General features: G+C 42.3%; 19 protein-coding genes. All 19 read left to right on the top strand.

The genetic code is table 11. The annotated features are described in order from the left end of the window. Window positions 1-19: 19 nt before the first annotated feature. The 19 genes from ACP8HI_RS14190 to recO all read left to right on the top strand — a co-directional run bounded on the left by ACP8HI_RS14190 (window position 20) and on the right by recO (window position 18,465). Window positions 20-1,201, top strand: a complete 1,182-nt coding sequence (locus ACP8HI_RS14190) for an exonuclease SbcCD subunit D (RefSeq protein ID WP_438346883.1) — start codon at window positions 20-22, stop codon at window positions 1,199-1,201. Next, the gene (locus ACP8HI_RS14185) at window positions 1,198-4,608 is read left to right on the top strand and encodes an AAA family ATPase (protein WP_438346882.1); all 3,411 of its coding nucleotides are present in this window, start codon (window positions 1,198-1,200) and stop codon (window positions 4,606-4,608) included. The genes ACP8HI_RS14190 and ACP8HI_RS14185 overlap by 4 nt, the downstream gene beginning before the upstream one ends. 382 nt (window positions 4,609-4,990) lie before the next feature. Then, window positions 4,991-5,482 (top strand): hypothetical protein, encoded by a 492-nt coding sequence (locus tag ACP8HI_RS14180; protein WP_438346881.1) that lies wholly within the window; start codon window positions 4,991-4,993, stop codon window positions 5,480-5,482. A gap of 268 nt (window positions 5,483-5,750) precedes the next feature. Then, window positions 5,751-6,110, top strand: coding sequence for a histidine triad nucleotide-binding protein (locus tag ACP8HI_RS14175; protein ID WP_438351837.1), 360 nt, complete (start codon window positions 5,751-5,753; stop codon window positions 6,108-6,110). Window positions 6,111-6,249: 139 nt separating this feature from the next. Further along, the gene (gene rpsU, locus ACP8HI_RS14170) at window positions 6,250-6,423 is read left to right on the top strand and encodes a 30S ribosomal protein S21 (RefSeq protein ID WP_438346880.1); all 174 of its coding nucleotides are present in this window, start codon (window positions 6,250-6,252) and stop codon (window positions 6,421-6,423) included. 15 nt (window positions 6,424-6,438) lie between these two features. After that, entirely contained in the window at window positions 6,439-6,882 is a 444-nt protein-coding gene (locus ACP8HI_RS14165) for a GatB/YqeY domain-containing protein (protein ID WP_438346879.1), read from the top strand. A gap of 277 nt (window positions 6,883-7,159) precedes the next feature. Continuing rightward, window positions 7,160-8,533: an NfeD family protein gene (locus ACP8HI_RS14160; RefSeq protein WP_438346878.1), complete on the top strand. Its 1,374-nt coding sequence runs from the start codon at window positions 7,160-7,162 to the stop codon at window positions 8,531-8,533. Between the two features lie 33 nt (window positions 8,534-8,566). Further along, entirely contained in the window at window positions 8,567-9,565 is a 999-nt protein-coding gene (gene floA, locus ACP8HI_RS14155; RefSeq protein ID WP_438346877.1) for a flotillin-like protein FloA, read from the top strand. 10 nt (window positions 9,566-9,575) lie between these two features. Beyond that, the gene (locus ACP8HI_RS14150) at window positions 9,576-10,085 is read left to right on the top strand and encodes a hypothetical protein (RefSeq protein WP_438346876.1); all 510 of its coding nucleotides are present in this window, start codon (window positions 9,576-9,578) and stop codon (window positions 10,083-10,085) included. Between the two features lie 342 nt (window positions 10,086-10,427). Then, window positions 10,428-10,721, top strand: coding sequence for a sporulation protein YqfC (yqfC, locus tag ACP8HI_RS14145; RefSeq protein ID WP_438346875.1), 294 nt, complete (start codon window positions 10,428-10,430; stop codon window positions 10,719-10,721). Further along, window positions 10,718-11,911 carry a sporulation protein YqfD gene (yqfD, locus tag ACP8HI_RS14140; RefSeq protein WP_438346874.1) on the top strand — a complete coding sequence of 398 codons (1,194 nt, stop codon included), beginning with the start codon at window positions 10,718-10,720 and terminating at the stop codon, window positions 11,909-11,911. Before yqfC ends, yqfD begins: the two co-directional genes overlap by 4 nt. A gap of 6 nt (window positions 11,912-11,917) precedes the next feature. Then, window positions 11,918-12,889, top strand: a complete 972-nt coding sequence (locus ACP8HI_RS14135) for a PhoH family protein (protein ID WP_438346873.1) — start codon at window positions 11,918-11,920, stop codon at window positions 12,887-12,889. A 14-nt stretch (window positions 12,890-12,903) separates the two neighbouring features. Further along, the gene (locus tag ACP8HI_RS14130) at window positions 12,904-15,171 is read left to right on the top strand and encodes an HD family phosphohydrolase (RefSeq protein ID WP_438346872.1); all 2,268 of its coding nucleotides are present in this window, start codon (window positions 12,904-12,906) and stop codon (window positions 15,169-15,171) included. 3 nt (window positions 15,172-15,174) lie between these two features. Further along, window positions 15,175-15,672 (top strand): rRNA maturation RNase YbeY, encoded by a 498-nt coding sequence (gene ybeY, locus ACP8HI_RS14125; protein WP_438346871.1) that lies wholly within the window; start codon window positions 15,175-15,177, stop codon window positions 15,670-15,672. Further along, window positions 15,672-16,040 carry a diacylglycerol kinase family protein gene (locus ACP8HI_RS14120; RefSeq protein ID WP_438346870.1) on the top strand — a complete coding sequence of 123 codons (369 nt, stop codon included), beginning with the start codon at window positions 15,672-15,674 and terminating at the stop codon, window positions 16,038-16,040. The genes ybeY and ACP8HI_RS14120 overlap by 1 nt, the downstream gene beginning before the upstream one ends. Window positions 16,041-16,043: 3 nt before the next feature. Further along, complete coding sequence (locus ACP8HI_RS14115) at window positions 16,044-16,448, top strand: cytidine deaminase (protein WP_438346869.1); 405 nt, start codon at window positions 16,044-16,046, stop codon at window positions 16,446-16,448. A gap of 44 nt (window positions 16,449-16,492) precedes the next feature. Continuing rightward, window positions 16,493-17,389: a GTPase Era gene (era, locus tag ACP8HI_RS14110; RefSeq protein ID WP_438346868.1), complete on the top strand. Its 897-nt coding sequence runs from the start codon at window positions 16,493-16,495 to the stop codon at window positions 17,387-17,389. Between the two features lie 137 nt (window positions 17,390-17,526). After that, window positions 17,527-17,676 (top strand): YqzL family protein, encoded by a 150-nt coding sequence (locus ACP8HI_RS14105; RefSeq protein ID WP_438346867.1) that lies wholly within the window; start codon window positions 17,527-17,529, stop codon window positions 17,674-17,676. A gap of 33 nt (window positions 17,677-17,709) precedes the next feature. Next, window positions 17,710-18,465 (top strand): DNA repair protein RecO, encoded by a 756-nt coding sequence (gene recO / locus ACP8HI_RS14100; RefSeq protein WP_438346866.1) that lies wholly within the window; start codon window positions 17,710-17,712, stop codon window positions 18,463-18,465. The last annotated feature ends 286 nt before the right edge of the window (window positions 18,466-18,751 follow it).

Genomic DNA, 18,751 nt, shown 5'->3' with positions numbered 1-18,751 from the left:
ATCAGAGGGGAGAGATGATATGCGTATATTGCATACCGGCGATTGGCACTTCGGACGTTCATTGGAGGGGCGCAGTCGCATGAAAGAGCAAGCAGATTTCGTGGATGAGCTGGTACGGATGGCAGATGATCAGCAAGCGGATCTCATTTTAATGGCTGGGGATGTGTATGATTCTGTTAATCCACCTGCTGCGGCAGAGCAACTATTCTATGAGGCTGCTGCAAGGTTGAGTGCGGGTGGAAGACCACTTGTCGTCATTGCCGGCAATCATGATCAACCTGAGCGAGTGTCATCTGTGTCGCCGTTAGTGACTCGACAAGGCATTACGTTAGTTGGCATGCCCAGCGTGAATGCTGTGACCGTCCATGCCACTCGAACAGGGGAAATTGCCAAAATTGCTGCGCTTCCCTATCCATCTGAAGCTCGGCTGAATGAATTGTTAGTAACAGAAGGGAACGAAGATGATTTGCGTCAAGCATATAGTGCTCGTGTCGGTCAATTAATGGGCATGTTGGCTCGTGAATTCACTCCGAGTACGATTAACTTGGCGATGAGCCATATTTACGTCTTAGGCGGTGTAGAGTCGGAATCTGAGCGTCCTATACAGGTTGGGGGTGCCTACACTGTCGATCCATCGGCACTTTCAATAGGAGCGCAATATACGGCCCTTGGTCATCTCCATAGATCCCAAGCTGTGAAAGGTGAAGGAATGATTCGTTATAGTGGTTCTCCACTTGCATATAGTTTTTCTGAGGCAGGTCAAGCGAAATCGGTCACGATGCTAGACATATCACCTGGAGGACAGCCGATTCTTGAGGAGTTGTTCCTATCCTGTGGAAGACCTTTAGTTCGATGGAAAGCTAAGGGAGGCCTCGAAGAAGTCTATCGTTGGTTGGATGAGGGATTAGATGCTCATGCATTTATTGATTTGGAAATATCCCTTAGTGATGCTTTATCACTTGGTGAAATTCAGAGACTGCGTAAGAGTCGTGAAGGATTAGTGCATATCCGGCCCATCTACCCAGATATGGAAGTTATGGAAATGGAAATAGAACGTTCGCGGTTGCCATTGCATGAAATATTCCGTAAATTCTATCAGCGACAAACAGGGGGAGCGGAGCCAGATGACGGACTCGTACAATTGTTCCTCGAGCTTGTTGATGAGAATTCTACCGTTCAGGAAGAAGGGGATGCACCATGAAGCCGATCACACTAAAACTTGCTGGACTGCAGAGCTATCGTGAAATGCAACAGATTGATTTCGATGATCTTACGCAGATGGGGCTATTCGGTATTTTTGGCCCTACAGGCAGTGGGAAATCAACCTTGCTTGATGCGATAACACTATCTTTGTATGGAAAAGTGGAGAGGGCAGTCAACGGAACACAAGGAATTATGAATCACTCGGAAGATTCGTTGTTTGTATCCTTTACTTTTGAATTGAATTCCTCCGAAGGGGCACAGCAATATCGAGTTGAACGGCGCTTTAAGAGATCCAATGAATTATCGATCAGCAACACCATTAGTCGATTTATTGAGGTTACTCCAGATGGGGATGTAGTGATTGCGGATAAGTTAGCAGACGTTACTCGCTGTGTAGAAGACAAGATAGGACTTAAGATGGATGATTTCACACGTGCGGTTGTCCTTCCACAAGGGAAATTTGCGGAGTTCTTGTCTTTAAAGGGGACTGAAAGAAGGCAAATGTTACAACGATTATTTCACCTGGAACAGTATGGTGATCAATTGGGCCAGAAGCTGAGCCGGCGTGTGAAGGAGAATGAAGCGACTCTGAGAAATATGGAGGCAGAGCAACAAGGTCTGGGGAACGCTGGCAAGGAGGCTCTTGGAGAGGCTAAGAAGCAACTCTCAGAAGCGGTGACCCATGCGGAAGTTTCTCGACGCAGACTTCATGAAATTACAATCCAGGCAGAGCAATTGTCAAAAGTATGGGAATGGCAAATAGAGCGCGGTCGTAGACAAGAACAGTTGTTACAACTTTCATCTTTAGAGAATGAAGTAAAGGATTTGGAGGACAAGTTATCCAAGGCAAGCGTTGCCCAGCATTTAATGCCTTTACTTACTCAGATGCAGGAGAGCAAACAGGAGTATTTGAACCGTGAGACGAAGGCTATATCATTGCATGGTAAAGCACAGGAAGCAGAACAAGGTTCACTTCGCGCAATGGAAACGGATGATGTAGCCAAGCTTACATTATCTTCAGAAGAACCCAAGTTGCTCATTAGACAGGATCAGCTGGTTCAAGCTGTGAAGCTTCAGCAGGAGCGAGATACTCTTCGTAGCGAGTGTCAAGATCTTGATGCGAAGAAAGCTAATGTTGTGAGAACGCAGTCGGAGCTCCATGAACAACTTCTGAAAGAGAAGGAACTTCTTAACAAAGGGCAGAACAGGCAGGCTGAATTGCAGGAAAGCCTGAAGCCCTTGGAGACTCGATCGCAGGAGCGGGAGTTAATTCACAAAGCGATACAGCGTAGGCATATTATTCAATCGAGTGACGAGCAACAACAAATCGTATCGAATGAATACGACCAACAAGGGAAAAGACTCGCTGAAATGAGTTCCAAGTTAAGTTCCTTTGAGCGGGAGTTGTTGAACAATGCGTCGAATAATACTCTTTTCATAGAGAGGCTGACTTCCCATGTATCTGTCATCATTGGACAGGAAAAAGCGGTTAATCAGGATATCCGAAGGCTCTCAGCAGAAGAGGCGGAGTTACATGAGGAGATAAAGAGTCTTGAGACGCATGCTCTATCATTAAGTTTGGCTACACAGTTACAGACAGGACAGCCTTGCCCTGTGTGTGGATCAGAACATCATCCGCATCCAGTAGAAACAACAGATGGTTCAGAGAAACTGACCCTTCAGACAGAGCAAATGGCGTGTCTTCGGGAAGTACACTTGCAGCTTCAAGAGCTTCGGTTAAAGCTTCATCAGCTTATGATGGAGGGTCGAACATTAATGGAGCAAGTTGGTGTTGTATTACCTGAACAAGATGAGTCGCAAACAGTGACAGAGATGGAACGATCTAATGAAGTTACATATTTCTCAGTGGCATACTGGAGAGATAGAATTCATCAGATGGAAGAGACATCTCAAGAGTTGATAAGACAGACTTCAACCCTAAGGCAGGAAAACGTTGGAATGAAGCAGAGTGATGGCATGCTTCAACAGCAACATATGAGATATATGGCAGAGGTAGATGCTTTAAGAAATATTCATACAGAAACGAAATCTAAACTTGACCGTGTAACAACTGAATTAACAAAGTTACATCAAGCGTGGGTGGAACAATTCCCTGAACTTCCTCTGATGGAGATTGAACAGAAATTTGAACTTATGCAAAAGAAAGATGCTGAAGCTGAGACCCTTAAGGAACGGATTGAGATCAGTATTCCTTTTATAGAGGGTAAGTTGCAAGCGGTTCAGTCGATAGAACAACAACTTGGAGAACTAGAAAAAGCTCATATTCAGTGGAATACACAGTGGCAGGGTAAGCATGAATTGCTGCTTGAGAAAGAGGAACGTCTTTTTGCCTTCGTTGGTGAAAGGTCAGCCGAAAGTTTGCTGGAGGAATGTGTTCAGCAACTCAAGATTTTAAGGGCAACAGCGGAACAATCTCAAAAAGAACGACGCACAGCTGAGGATTTGAAGCATGAAGCGATCAAAGTTGCTGTTATAGCACAGCAGGCTGTTGATTCCGCTATGGAGCATTATAAGGCTGCATTAAGTCGATGGGAGCAAATGCTAGCATCTTCCATATTATCTAGTGCAGAAGAAGTCGAAGCATGTTGTTTACAGCGAGAAGAAGAGATGAAACATGCTGATGTTGTTCGAGCGCATCGTGAGAATGAGCGAGAAGTTACGTTGCAGCTTGCATATGTGGAGGACAAGCTCTCTGGGATTGTATTAACCGAGGAAGAATGGGACATCTGTAAAGCTACATTGGATGAATGCCGAAATACAGATGAAGCAGCTATTCAATTCAAGGCTAGAGCTGAACGTGATTTGGAAGATGTCATAGATCGACACTCTAGATGGATGCAACTGGAGGACGTACGTGTAGAGCGTCAGACCCAGGGAGAGCAACTTTCTAAGCTGCAATCCTGTTTAAGGGGTAATGCCTTTGTGGAATATATCGCTGAAGAACAGTTGATGCAGGTCAGTCAGGCTGCTTCACAACGTCTTCTTTTTCTAACTAGACAACGCTATGCTCTGGAAGTAGATTCTGGAGGCGGTTTCGTTATTCGTGATGATGCAAACGGAGGAACACGCCGACCTGTATCCACGTTATCTGGTGGTGAGACATTCCTAACATCGCTGTCTTTAGCGCTCGCGTTGTCCGCTCAAATTCAATTGCGTGGTCAATATCCGTTGCAATTCTTTTTCTTGGATGAAGGTTTCGGTACGCTAGACCCAGATCTGCTGGAGATGGTCATCACTTCACTAGAGCGGCTTCATAGCGATCATCTATCCGTAGGTATTATAAGTCATGTTCCTGAACTTAGAGCGCGTTTGCCGCGTAAATTAGTCGTACTACCAGCTGAGAATGCTGGAGGGGGCTCACGCCTTGTGATGGAAAATATGTAAAAATGCGTGATCAAAAGATGACTTTTTGAACAACCACTAATAACTTCAACTTGTGTGACACCCGTCACAGTAACAGCTGCAAGCTGTTGTTATAATACAGTTAATAACCGACATCTCTTAAGAAGTACCTCGGCGGACTTATGGAATGGAATATTACTTTTCCTTAACATAGGTCCGTACGTCAAGCAGCTCATGCTAGCTGACTAGGTACTTCTTCTTTTTTTTCTTTTTTTAAATATAAGCAAGTATAAGTTTCACTTGATACTCTATTTCTTATATTTCGGCAGAGACGGGTACAATCCAATAATATTATTAGTATCCATTCGCCCAGACCTGAATATGATGACAGTAGATCATGGAGTATTTAGGAGGAATAGAGCGGATGGAAAAAGTTGAAGCCAAGCAAATATGTCATCACCATATGCATCGTTATGTGAGAGTCGTTATACTGGATGGAAGAACTTTCGATGGGTTTATAGAAAATGTGGATGATGAGCATCTCTACTTAGCTGTACCGGTTGGTCATGAAATGCACCATGAACCAATGCACCATGAACCAATGCACCACGAACACATGGAACATGCTGGTTACCATGAAAACAATGCTGCACCCGTCGGAAGTTATGGGCACCAACCTCAACTCCAACCAATAAGTCATGGACCACAACAAGGTTATGGAAGTCAGCAGGGCTGTGGGTGTGGTGGTCAGTCTTGGGGTTCTGGTGGATATCCAGGTGTGGATGCACGGGGATTTTTCCCCGGATACTATCCGGGATCTGGCTTTGGTTACAATCCATATGGAAGACGGCGGTTTAATCGAGCCGTTCTACCATTGGCGTTGCTAACTACACTTACTTTGCTTCCTTTTTTTTAACGTAATCATTTCGAATGTACCAAACAACAGACCAGGAAGATTCCTGGTCTGTTGTTTGGTTACTTTTCTTACCCGTCATAGGAACTCTCCGACCAAGGACGCCAAAAGCCGTTCTTTTTCAAAATATAAGAAAGTATAAGTTTCACTTGATACTCTATTCCTGCCCCTAGTTATTGGCAAGGAAAGTTGCCACATGGTATATTTAATAAGATTTAACTATGAAAATTATTTTCAATTGTTGTTCCAATTAGATCAAGGGGTGAATTCAGTGGATTGTTTATTTTGCAAAATAGTCGAGGGAACCATTCCTTCAAACAAGGTGTTCGAGAATGAGAATATATTAGTATTTCACGATATTACACCTGCCGCACCGATACATGTGCTCATCATACCCAAGAAGCATATTCCTTCGATGAACGAGGTTAGTCTTGAAGATTTGCCAATTATTGCTGAAATCCATCAGGTTGCGCAGCAAGTTGCGAGCGAATTGGGTGTCTCTGAATCTGGTTATAGGCTTATTAATAACTGCGGCCCTGACGGAGAACAAACGGTGCACCATCTGCATTATCACTTACTCGGAGGTGCTAGATTAGGGGCTCTGACTGGCATTTCTAGTTCTCATCAGTAATGTCATCGATTGTAGTGTATGGAAATTTTTCATGAAAAAAAGTTGGAAGGTTGACACCTTATTTCACTTTCACCTATAATAAAAGTTGATGAACCGTGTTATTACTCTTGGACGGTCTGGTCGGAGGGAGGGAAAACTGGTGTCTGAAACGAAAGTTCGTAAAAATGAGACAATCGATGCTGCACTTCGTCGCTTTAAACGTTCCATCGCTAAAGATGGCGTATTGGCTGAGGTGAAAAAACGTAAACATTTTGAAAAGCCAAGCGTTAAGCGTAAGCTAAAGTCTGAGGCTGCTCGTAAGAGAAAGTTCTAGGAGGATTTAACATATATGAATCTTAGCGAGCGATTGAACGAAGACATGAAGCAAGCAATGAAGAGTCGCGATAAATTCAAACTCTCCACTATTAGAATGATTCGTTCGACAATCATGAATCTTGAAATAGATTTAAAAAGAACTTTGGATGATTCCGAAGTGCTTGATATCCTAGGTCGTGAAATCAAACAGCGCAAAGATGCCCTCCAAGAATTTGAAAAGGCAGGCCGCGACGATCTTGTCGCAAATGCTAAGGCAGAAATCGAGATAGTCGGCCAGTATCTTCCCACACAGCTATCTGAAGAAGAAATTAAAGTTATTGTACAGCAGACCATCCAGGAAACCGGTGCTTCTTCGAAAGCCGAGATGGGGAAATTGATGAGTGCCCTGATGCCTAAGGTTAAGGGACTCGCTGACGGCAAACTTGTGAATCAATTGGTTCAACAATTTCTGCAATAAACATACAGGAACATCCCTTGATTCTAAGGGGTGTTTTTTTGTTGAAATATAAGAAAGTATAAGTTTAACATGATACTTTCTTATATTTCCGCTGAAACGGGTGCCTTAAAGCGATACGAAGTATCGCTAGCATCGGAAGCATAAGCTTTTTGAAAAAGGACGGCATAGCCGTTTCCACTTAATTGAAACCTCGTGAGCGGAAGTACGTATTAACTCTCATAGTTGGTTAGATTATTTATTAAAGTGGTAATTATGAATTGAGGAGGGAGGTTAGGTTATGAAATTTATTAAAAAGATGGGATTTTCCTTGGTCTTGATATTTCTATTGGCGGGACAGCTGATTCCAGTATTAGGTGAAGCAGTTCATGCAACAACGGCATCTCCAGTAGCGGCCGATAAGCATGGGAGTGTATACATAATTCCCGTTGATCAAAACATCGAAAGAGGATTACAGAAGTTTATGGAACGCGGGTTCAAGGAAGCGAAGAAGATGAATGCGTCACTCATTGTTCTAGAAATCAATACACCTGGCGGACGGATTGATACAGCTGAAGATATAGGCACATTGATTCGCGAAAGTGACATCGAGACCGTGGCGTATATACGTGGTAATGCTGCCTCAGCTGGAAGCTATATTGCTTTAAATGCGGGTACCATTATTATGGCACCAGGTAGTATGATTGGCGCTGCTGCGCTAGTTGATGGGAGTACAGGTAACTATGTCGATGATCCGAAATTGATTTCCTATTGGAAATCGAAAATGGGTAGCGCCGCAGAGATTAACGGGCGTAATCGCAATATTGCTGAAGGTATGTCTGATCTGAATATGACCGTTGAAATGCCGGAAATTGATTATACTAAGGCTCCAGGGGAAATTATTTCGCTTACGAGTGATCAAGCGCTAAAAGTAGGGTATTCGGAAAATACAGCGAAGACTGTAGAAGAAGCGATTACTTCTATGGGATTTTCTACGGATGACGTATTTCACGTTGAACATACTGTTTCTGAGAGAATAGCGGAATTTCTGACGAGTCGTATTGTGATGACATTGCTTCTCTTTATGGGGATCGCAGGCGTCATTATTGAATTGATTGTTCCTGGATTTGGAGTTCCTGGTATTCTGGGAATCACTGGATTTACACTTTATTTCTTTGGTAACTCCGTAGCTGGATTTGCCGGATCAGAAACATGGATTCTCTTTATTATTGGGATTGTGATGCTGGTTCTTGAATTGTTCATTCCAAGCTTTGGTATACTAGGTTTGTTAGGATCAGCAAGTCTTATTGTTGGTGTAGTCCGAGCGGCGTATAGTACATCTCATGTTGCTTGGTCGCTAGGAATTGCAGTGATCTGCGCTATCATCGTCATTATTGCGGTGGCCATGATCTTCAAGAAACGTGGAATATGGAATCGATTCATACTCAGTGATACCTTGTCCAAAGAGAAAGGGTTTATACCAGTTGCTAGTAAAGAGAGTTTACTTGGTAAGAAAGGGGTAAGTGTAACGCCTCTTCGTCCAAGTGGAACGATACTCATTGAAGGTGAACGGGTGGATGTCGTAACAGATGGTCAGTTTATTGCTGTTAACACCAACATCCATGTTGTAAAAGTAGAAGGATCTCGTATTGTTGTTGAATCTATTGTAGAGTAAATAAATATAAGAAAAATGGAGGCTAATAAATTTATGGAACCAACATTGATTCCGATTTTATTGATTGCTGTAGTTGTTATTATTTTGTTAAGTGTGTTTTTTAGTTTTTTCCCTATTATGCTATGGGTTGCAGCACTATCATCAGGTGTTCGCGTAAGAATTATTACGCTTGTTGCCATGAGACTTCGTCGTGTAACACCTAGTCGAATTGTGAATCCTATGATCAAGGCTACTAAAGCCGGTCTAGGACTTGATATTAACCAACTCGAAAGTCATTACCTCGCAGGTGGTAACGTTGACCGCGTTGTCAATGCACTGATCGCAGCACAACGTGCGAATATTCCTTTGGAATTTGAACGTGCAGCTGCTATCGATCTAGCTGGTCGTGATGTGCTCCAAGCGGTTCAAATGAGTGTTAATCCGCGTGTTATTGAAACACCTATAGTAGCAGCGGTAGCTAGGAACGGGATTGAAGTGAAAGTTAAAGCTCGTGTTACCGTACGTGCGAATATCGACCGTCTGGTTGGTGGTGCAGGTGAAGAGACTATTATTGCTCGTGTAGGGGAAGGTATTGTAACTACCGTTGGTTCGAGTGATTCTCATAAAGATGTATTAGAGAATCCAGATATGATTTCACGGACTGTTCTTGCAAAAGGTTTGGATGCGGGAACCGCATTTGAAATCTTATCTATTGATATCGCGGATATTGATGTAGGTAAGAACATTGGTGCCTTTTTACAGACTGAACAAGCAGAAGCTGACAAGCGAATTGCTCAAGCGAAGGCGGAAGAACGCCGCGCAATGGCTGTAGCAGAAGAGCAAGAGATGAAGGCTCGCGTAATCGAGATGAGAGCGAAAGTTGTGGAAGCTGAATCGGACGTACCTCTTGCGATGGCAGAAGCGCTACGCTCTGGACAACTTGGTGTTATGGACTATATGAACTTTAAGAATATCGAAGCGGATACTCAAATGAGAGGATCTATTGGTAAAATGGGAGACGGTGGAGATATTTCTGGTAATCCCAAAAAATAATAAGTAGGGAATGATGTATCCCATGGATTATATTTGGATCATAATCATTGCATTTGGTGTCATTTCTTCGATAATGAATAAAGGGAAAACAAAATCAAAGGATACCCAAAGCAATATGCCAACTTTTGGAGGGGGTGAGGAACGTTCGTTGCGCCCTAGCCCTACTACAGAAAGTGATGACTCTTACGAAAGTTACGAAAGAACTCCGACGGGGAATCACACGCAGCCTTCATATCTCAATCACGATACGGGTGAAGGAGTCTCTCAAATGTGGGAGGATACGATGGAGAACAGGCAGTTGAACATGCAACAAGATATAAATCGTGTGACTGCTAGATTAGACAGTAGTATTCCTCCAACGCCTTCGGATGAGTGGGATGCCTATGCTACCTCGGATGAGGAAGCTCCTCAGGAGTCTTCTTTATCTGAAATTACTAATCCAGCCGTGAATGGGTTGATTTGGTCCGAAATATTAGGATCGCCACGTGCTAAACATGCGTTCAGCAGGCGGAAACTCTAGAATAAATAGATACCTGATAATTAAAAGGGGTGTCCCTAGCCATTAATATTGGCTAGGGACACCCCTTTTTGTGTGTGCAGTAAAACAGAATGGCAGGATATTGGTAATCATCTTAATCTAAGCCCTCAATAATGGCTCCTAGTCGTTTGAAATAGAATTGAGTATAAATATGGGGGGATTGCCATTGGGAGCTGAGAACGAGCCCTCTAGCTCTTCCTTGAATGTGTTATAGGTTCAGTACCAACTCAATAATATCTTATACAGGATCCCGAGCATTTGGACTCATAAAATGCGTCACCTCCGCATATCGTTAAAAGTAATAGGAAGGGGGAAGACCTTCGTATGACCAGGATTAGTCGCAAACTTCGGAATTGGACATATGAGAAGTTGGATTTACCGAAAGACATTGTTTTTAATCTGCCGCGTTTAACTATGGTTGGTAATAAAGAGCTCTTCATCGAGAATCACCAGGGTGTGATTCATTTCTCACCGAACAAACTGATTCTTTCACTGAGTGAAGGAAGTCTTGAAATAGAGGGGTCAGAACTTATTATTCGGTCTATCTTACCAATGGAAGTGCTAATCGAAGGAGTCGTTATGAATATAAAGTACATAGGAGCGGAGGAGAGTCATTGAAAGTCCCAACATTACTTTATTGGCGTGGGTATGTAGAAATAACTGTAAGGAAGGGTCATGTAGAAGCATTTATAAATGCTTTAACCCAGACAGGGATTCCGGTGTGGAATGTTAAACCATCTTCATTTCAGACTGCTGAGATGAAGGTGTTAGTGGAAGACTTTCATGATCTCAGACCGCATTTACAACGGACAGGCTGCCGCATACATGTAAACAAAAGAATAGGGTTACCCTTTCAAATGATTCGATTGAAGAGACGTCGTTTTTTTGCAGTTGGCCTGGTACTCTTTTTTGCAATACTATTCCTTTTATCATCTCTTGTGTGGGAAGTAAAGGTGGTAGGCAATGTTAAGATACCGAAGGAAGATGTGCTCATGATCGCTAAGCAAGAGGGGATATACCCTCTGCAATGGGTTTATCGTATGAATCATCTGGACAAGCTTTCACAACAATTAAATAGACAGTTACCTGGGACTGCATGGGTTGGGGTTGATCGGCAAGGGACCACGATTACGATTCAAGTTGTGGAATCCTCTATACCTGAGGTTAGACCCCTTCTTAGTCCAAGACATTTAGTGAGTAGAACGGATGCCGTTATTACGAGTATATATGCTGAGCAGGGTAGGCCAACAGTTACAAAGAACAGCCGAGTTAAGAAGGGACAAATCTTGATCTCCGGTTTATTAGGGGATACGGAAAATTCACAGTCTGTCGTTGCCAAGGGTGAGGTAAAGGGGCTGGTATGGCATGAGTATAAGATTGAGGTACCCACAGTTCAGAAATACAAAGTATACACAGGGGAAATCAAGGACAGAAGCTATCTTATTCTAGGTAATCGTGGGGTTCAATTATGGGGTTATGGTAAAATTGAATATGAGAAATATGATGTTGTGATTGAACAAGATCCTCTCACATGGAGATCAACTAAATTACCCATTGGATGGATGACAGAGCATGTGATGGAAATGGAAGAAAGAAGCGAAGTTATCACGATAGAAGAAGCTAAAAAGCAAGGCATAGAAGGTGCGATACGCGATATTATGGCGAAGTACGGAAGCGAATCACAGATTATAAGTCGAAAAGTTTTGCATGAGAACCAAGAGAATGGTAAAGTTTATATGAAAGTGCTTTTTGAGGTTGAAGAGTTAATTGCTGAAGAATTACCCATAGTATATAACCAAGGAGAATGAGGATATTTGTCGGAGAAAAAACAAAGCACAAAAATATCATTTCAAAACGCTGCTGAAGGATTAGCTATATTTGGTCCGCAGGACATTTTTCTAGAAATGATTGAGGCTCAAATTCCAGCAAAGATTGATTCACGTGAATCCGAAATTACGATAAGTGGTGGGGACCGAGAGGTTCAGATGCTTCAACAATTATTTGATGTATTACTTCAACTGGTTCGCAATGGTTATGTCTTAACCCAACGAGATATGATGTATGCGATAGACCTAGCAAAGGATTTCAGAGCAGACCAGCTACTGGATTTGTTCAAGGGTGAAATAACAACTACCTTTCGAGGGAAACCTATTCGTGTCAAGACGATTGGGCAAAAAAAGTACGTCTCGACGATTAAGAAACGTGATATTGTATTTGCAATCGGTCCTGCGGGTACAGGTAAAACTTACCTAGCTGTAGTATTAGCTGTTGCTGCACTTAAAGAAGGTTCTGTTAAACGTATTGTTCTCACCCGTCCAGCTGTAGAAGCAGGTGAGAATCTTGGATTTTTACCTGGTGATTTACAGGAAAAGGTAGATCCCTATCTACGTCCACTTTATGATGCACTGTATGATGTGATGGGTCCAGACCAGACTGCGAAAGCGCTGGAACGAGGGATTATCGAGATTGCTCCGCTTGCTTATATGCGTGGAAGAACACTCGAGGATGCCTTTATTATTCTGGATGAAGCACAGAATACAACAGCCGCACAAATGAAAATGTTCTTGACTAGACTAGGATTCGGCTCCAAGATGGTCATAACAGGAGATGTAACGCAAATAGATCTTCCTAGGGGCAAGAACTCTGGATTAGTCGAAGCCGATTCCATATTAAGTTCAATTGAGGACATTGGATTTGTTTATTTCTCAGAGCAAGATGTTGTCCGACATTCACTGGTACAGAAAATTATAGTTGCCTACGAGCGAGCTGCAGAAAACCAAGGTTAGAGGGGATTGACTCTATGGATTCGAAGGAACCTTCATCAGGCAAATCATTTTTATTCTCATACAAGGATATTAGTTATAAGTATAGCGTGTTAACACGCTATACTTTGTTTCTGTTACTAATTGTGCTATTTTACGTAACTCTTGCACCCAAAATATTACCCGAACGTTATGATATACGGTTGGGTTCATACAGTGAAAAAGAGATTGCGGCACCAGGACAAATTCCGAACAGTAAGGCGACATTAAAAGCACAAGAAAAGGCGGCTGAACAAGTACAGCCCATTTACAGTATCATTCCCATTCGTAATGAGACGTTAATCGTTCAGATTCTAGATCGGATTGATAAACTTAATCAAGACGATCAGGTGTCTAATCAAGATAAGGTCGCTATTTATCGTCAGGAAATTCCGCAACGAGCTGAGGATTTCGTAGAAAATTTCCTGAAGAGTAGTGGAAATGCTGGAACATATTCGGATAAGATATTGGATGAAATATCAAAAGTCATTAATCAACAGGTATATCGTATTCCAGAGGAAACTTTTATAAAAATACCAAGACTTACGAGTGGTGACATCCAAGAGATGAAGCCTGTTGCTCGGGAGATTGTATCAAGGTTAAGTAATGACCAGGTCATGGACGCACAAAGTGCTAGAGCCAAAGTAGCAGAACTGGTGAGTACAAGCTCACTTAGTGACAAAATACCTCGTGAAATAGTGCAAGAACTAGCACGTATGACACTTACAGCGAATAAATTTTATGATGAAGAAGTAACAAAAGAAGCGCAGGTAAAGGCACGTGAAAATACGGATACTGTCTATATCAAGCAGGGTGATGTTCTGGTGAGTAAAGGGCAACTTATTACGGAGGAGTTGTATGCTCTTCTGAATGATAATAAGCTGCTTAAGAATGAGGTGAATTATTGGCCACAGTTGGGGCTATTGATGTTCTCATGCCTATTGACTCTCGGATTACATATGTTTATTCGTCAGTCGAGTGCGAATAAATACAAATATAATAATTCACAGTTACTCATGCTTATTTTAATATTTTTTATTACGGTTGTGTCTATGAATCTCGTGAGTATTGTACAGAATAGCATTCATCCTTATATTGGGTATTTTGCTCCTGTAGCTTTGGGGGCGATTTTAGTAACGTTGCTGATGGATATGTCTCTGGCTTTCTTTTGCGCTATGATATTTAGTATATTGTCTAGCATGATATTAAATGTTAATACGGGTCATATTTTTGATTTTCACTTTGGTTTCTTTACAATGACTGTTTCATATGTTGCTATCACTGTCATTCATAAGGCAAGTCAGCGATCCACCCTGCTTAAGGGAGGAATTATGGTAAGCCTGTTTGGGTCCATTGCTGTATTTGTTATGATTCTAATTGATGGCACGGAATGGAGTCAGCTTCAAGCACTGTATACCGTCGCTTTTGCATTTGTGGGTGGGTTATTAACATCTGTGCTTGTTATAGGGCTTATGCCATTCTTCGAAGTCACGTTTGGGATTTTGTCTGCATTGAAGCTGGTGGAACTTTCTAGTCCGACTCATCCTTTACTCCGTAAATTGCTTACAGAGACGCCTGGGACGTATCATCATAGCGTGATGGTTGGTAATCTTTCAGAGGCTTCTGCTGAAGCCATTGGGGCGAATGGATTATTGTGTAGAGTGGGTTCATACTATCATGATATTGGTAAGACGAAACGTCCAAGTTATTTCATTGAGAACCAGAATCATATGGAGAATCCACATGATACGATGGATCCTAAGCTCAGTAAATCGATCATCATTGCTCATGCTAGAGATGGAGTAGAAATGCTGAAGGATTATAAGCTTCCCAAGCTTATTAGAGATATTGCTGAACAACATCATGGAACGACATTTCTACATTTCTTCTATCACAAGGCATTGAAGAAAGCAGAAGAGCTAGGTGTGGAACCGGATTTCACCGATCTTGATTTCAGATATCCTGGGCCAAAGGCGCAGTCCAAAGAATCGGCAATCGTGGGGATTGCCGACAGTGTAGAAGCAGCAGTACGTTCATTGCGCAACCCTACGGTAGAACAAGTTGAGACGATGATTGAGAAAATAATCAAAAGCCGTATGGATGATCATCAATTCAATGAGTGTGATCTTACACTAAAGGAATTGGGTATTATCGGTAAGACGTTGAAGGAAAGTGTCATGGGGATATTTCACTCTAGAATTGAGTATCCAGAAGAAATAAAGAAGACAACGAAGATGATCGACGAAGAAGATAGAAAGGGAGTCTAATGTATGAGTCTACAACTGGCTTGGAATAACGAGCAGACGGAGTATGAGATTGATGATTCATTAATTACTTTGCTTGAATTAGCACTTCAAAAGGCTGGGGAATCCGAGGGTGTGATGGATGGAGAGGTTGCATTAACCTTTGTGGATGATGAGCAGATCCATGAATTAAACCGGGATTATCGCGGTATTGATCGTCCAACGGATGTCCTTTCTTTTGCTATGAACGATTCGTTAGATGATGAGCTTGAAATTATCTATGAATTAGAAGAAGGAGAGACGATGGAGGGAATACCGGAAGTGCTTGGTGATATAATTATCTCCGTTACTCGTGCTAAGTTACAAAGTGAAGAATATGGTCATTCTTTAGAACGCGAAATCGGCTTCCTATTTGTTCATGGTTTTTTGCATTTACTTGGTTATGATCATCAAGATAAGGTTACCGAGGATGAGATGATGGGTAAGCAGGAAGCTGTTCTGGTTCAAGTGGGGTTGAATCGATAATGGCTAGGAAAACCTTCCTATCTTCTTTTGGTTTTGCGGTGGAAGGAATCAGACATGCCATGACAACTCAAAGAAACATGAAGGTGCATGGTGTTACTGCTCTGCTGGTTATACTAGCTGCTGCCGTTCTAGGAGTAGGTCCGATGCAATGGTTGTTTCTGCTCTTAGCTATCACCTTAGTGTTAACGGCTGAGCTGTTTAACACAGCCCTGGAGGCTGTTGTGGATCTAGTCTCTCTTGATATTCATCCTTTGGCCAAAGCAGCCAAGGATACTGCCGCAGGAGCTGTATTCATCACTGCGGCTTTTGCAGTAATTGTAGGAGTTGTTATATTCTATAAACCGATTGTAGAGTTGTTTGGGGGATGAAATATGGATTCGGTTGCGTTATTGGAAGAAGCAATGAAAGCGCGAGAAAAGGCGTATATCCCATACTCGCACTTTGGTGTAGGGGCTGCTCTATTGGATAGTGAAGGACAAGTACATCATGGATGTAACATTGAGAACGCTGCCTATGGCCCTACAAACTGCGCTGAACGTACAGCTATGTTTCGGGCGATAGCGGACGGGCATCAAGTGGGTAGCTTTAAAGCGTTAGCCGTCGTGGGAGATACAGAAGGACCGATTGCACCTTGTGGTGTATGTCGGCAAGTGATGATAGAATTATGTGATCCCAATATGTTAGTCATTCTTGGAAATCTAAAGGGTGATGTGCGCGAAACAACAGTTGGCGAATTACTTCCGGGTTATTTTGGCCCATCAGATTTAGGGAATTGAATGTGGAGTTACAGAGGGAACATTTTTAGGAGGACAATAAATAAATGGCAAAATTTAAATCAGGCTTCATAGGGATCATCGGAAGACCAAATGTAGGTAAATCAACGTTAATGAACCAAGTCATTGGGCAAAAAATCGCGATCATGTCAGATAAGCCGCAAACAACACGTAATAAAATTCATGGTGTATTCACAACGGAGAAAATGCAAATTGTATTTCTTGATACACCAGGTATTCATAAACGGCAGTCCAAACTGGGAGATTTCATGAATCAGACCGCTCTTAACACATTAGGTGAAGTTGAGGCAGTGTGTTTCCTTGTAGATGCATCGGAAGGAATGGGTGGCGGTGACCGATACATTGTTGAGCAACTTAAAAATGTTCAGACTCCGATCATTCTAGTGCTAAATAAAATTGATCGTATCGAGCCAGAAGCATTACTTCCACTCATTGAAGGGTATCGTAAGTTGTATGATTTCGCTGAGATTATCCCAGTATCTGCTAAGAACGGGAACAATGTGAATACCTTACTTGAGCAGTTAGAGAAATATTTACCGGAAGGACCACAATATTATCCAGCAGACCAGATTACAGATCACCCAGAACAATTTGTTTGTTCCGAGCTGATCCGGGAGAAAATTCTCCATTTGACAAGGGAAGAAGTTCCGCATTCTATCGCTGTTGCGATCGAGGATATGCAGGTTCGAGACAATGGTTTAGTGCATATATCTGCGGTCATTTTTGTTGAGAGAAGTTCGCAAAAGGGCATTATTATTGGTAAACAAGGTGCCATGTTGAAAGAGATTGGACAGTTGGCTAGACATGATATCCAGAATTTATTGGGATCCAAAATATTCCTTGAGTTGTGGGTTAAAGTTAAAAAAGATTGGCGCAATCAGGATCGCGTTCTTCGTGACCTCGGCTTCCATCGCGGAAGCTAACAACCTAGTTTATAGTGCTATAGTCCGAGTTCAACCTCTCTATAGGTTGGTAGGAATTGCAACACATATTACAACTTATATCGCACATCCTAAATTTGAAGATGCAGATGCATTTCTCAAGGAAAGGATGAATACGTATGCGAGATTTTTCGTGGAAGTATTTTGCGATGACTGGAGATGTTGATGCTTATTTACTATTTAAAGAAGCAGGTAATACATCAGATCCAGTGTTGTTCTCGTCCGATGTCACGGTCGAGGAGAAGGTTGATTATGAAGAGAACGAATGAGAAATTGCTCCGTGAATGGTTGGGGGAAGAGGCATGCTATACAGGGTGGAAGGGATTGTCATCCGCAGCATGGACTACGGTGAGGGCAACAAAATCATTACGCTTTGCACCGAGAACACGGGGAAAATAGGAGTTCTTGTCCGAGGTGCAAAGAAAGTGAAAAGCCGACATGCTGCCTTAACGCAGCTGTTTACGTTAGGAGAATATGTTTTTTTTAGAAGCGGTACAGGATTGGGTACATTGAATGCAGGTGAAATCACCGAATCTCATTATCGTCTACGTGGAGATCTCTACATGGCGGCTTACGCATCATATGCTTGTGAACTTCTTGATCGTATTCTCCATGATGAGGAGACAGGTAGTTTTTGGTTTCAGCAGTTGAAGGCATGTCTTGTTGCATTGGAAGAGGGCAAGGACCCTGGAATTATACTCAATGTATATGAAATGAAAATATTACAAACAGCGGGCTATGCTCCAGAGTTATATACATGTATTTCTTGTGAACTTTCGCGAAATGACGAAGAGCTACTGATAAGTCCCCAACTTGGTGGTGTATTATGTAGACAATGTCGTCATCTCGATCCGCAAGCTATGAAGGTTTCCCCACGGGGTCTTAAAATGTTACGTGTATTTGCACGACTTGATTTAAGGCAACTTGGAAATATTACTGTCAGAGAAGAGACCAAGGCGGAATTGAAACTGGTTATGAGAGCTTTTATTGATCTGCAATTAGGCGTGAAGCTTAAATCCAGAAATTTCCTTGATCAAATGGATAAGTATGAAATTTGACGAATGGAGTAATATCCATTAGTATGTTATAAGATTAAGTCAATTGTAACATGCGTTGATCGAGATATTTACGATTGTTGATCCTGTACGTTTAGCGAGCTAGGAATGGTGTAAGCCTAGCGGGGAGAGAATCGTGTAATGGCAACTCGGGAGCATGAAAAGAATAATAAAAGTGGATTGTGCTGAAGGTCTTAAGTTACAGCATAATCAAATAGGGTGGAACCGCGGGAATATAAGTTCTCGTCCCTATGTCTGTGCAGCAGACGTAGGGACGAGGGCTTTTTTG

The sequence above is a fragment of the Paenibacillus sp. FA6 genome (genome assembly GCF_051550225.1).
GTDB lineage: Bacteria > Bacillota > Bacilli > Paenibacillales > Paenibacillaceae > Paenibacillus_AQ.
The sequence above is the reverse complement of the archived record's forward strand: the minus strand, read 5'-3'. Positions and strand labels throughout refer to the sequence as shown.

Bases quoted from the DNA above. Each gene is read 5' to 3' on its own strand.
- ACP8HI_RS14190 (WP_438346883.1), top strand. From the start codon at position 20: ATGCGTATATTGCATACCGGCGATTGGCACTTCGGACGTTCATTGGAG.
- ACP8HI_RS14185 (WP_438346882.1), top strand. From the start codon at position 1,198: ATGAAGCCGATCACACTAAAACTTGCTGGACTGCAGAGCTATCGTGAA.
- ACP8HI_RS14180 (WP_438346881.1), top strand. From the start codon at position 4,991: ATGGAAAAAGTTGAAGCCAAGCAAATATGTCATCACCATATGCATCGT.
- ACP8HI_RS14165 (WP_438346879.1), top strand. From the start codon at position 6,439: ATGAATCTTAGCGAGCGATTGAACGAAGACATGAAGCAAGCAATGAAG.
- ACP8HI_RS14160 (WP_438346878.1), top strand. From the start codon at position 7,160: ATGAAATTTATTAAAAAGATGGGATTTTCCTTGGTCTTGATATTTCTA.
- floA (WP_438346877.1), top strand. From the start codon at position 8,567: ATGGAACCAACATTGATTCCGATTTTATTGATTGCTGTAGTTGTTATT.
- ACP8HI_RS14150 (WP_438346876.1), top strand. From the start codon at position 9,576: ATGATGTATCCCATGGATTATATTTGGATCATAATCATTGCATTTGGT.
- yqfC (WP_438346875.1), top strand. From the start codon at position 10,428: ATGACCAGGATTAGTCGCAAACTTCGGAATTGGACATATGAGAAGTTG.
- ACP8HI_RS14130 (WP_438346872.1), top strand. From the start codon at position 12,904: ATGGATTCGAAGGAACCTTCATCAGGCAAATCATTTTTATTCTCATAC.
- ybeY (WP_438346871.1), top strand. From the start codon at position 15,175: ATGAGTCTACAACTGGCTTGGAATAACGAGCAGACGGAGTATGAGATT.
- ACP8HI_RS14120 (WP_438346870.1), top strand. From the start codon at position 15,672: ATGGCTAGGAAAACCTTCCTATCTTCTTTTGGTTTTGCGGTGGAAGGA.
- ACP8HI_RS14115 (WP_438346869.1), top strand. From the start codon at position 16,044: ATGGATTCGGTTGCGTTATTGGAAGAAGCAATGAAAGCGCGAGAAAAG.
- era (WP_438346868.1), top strand. From the start codon at position 16,493: ATGGCAAAATTTAAATCAGGCTTCATAGGGATCATCGGAAGACCAAAT.
- ACP8HI_RS14105 (WP_438346867.1), top strand. From the start codon at position 17,527: ATGCGAGATTTTTCGTGGAAGTATTTTGCGATGACTGGAGATGTTGAT.
- recO (WP_438346866.1), top strand. From the start codon at position 17,710: ATGCTATACAGGGTGGAAGGGATTGTCATCCGCAGCATGGACTACGGT.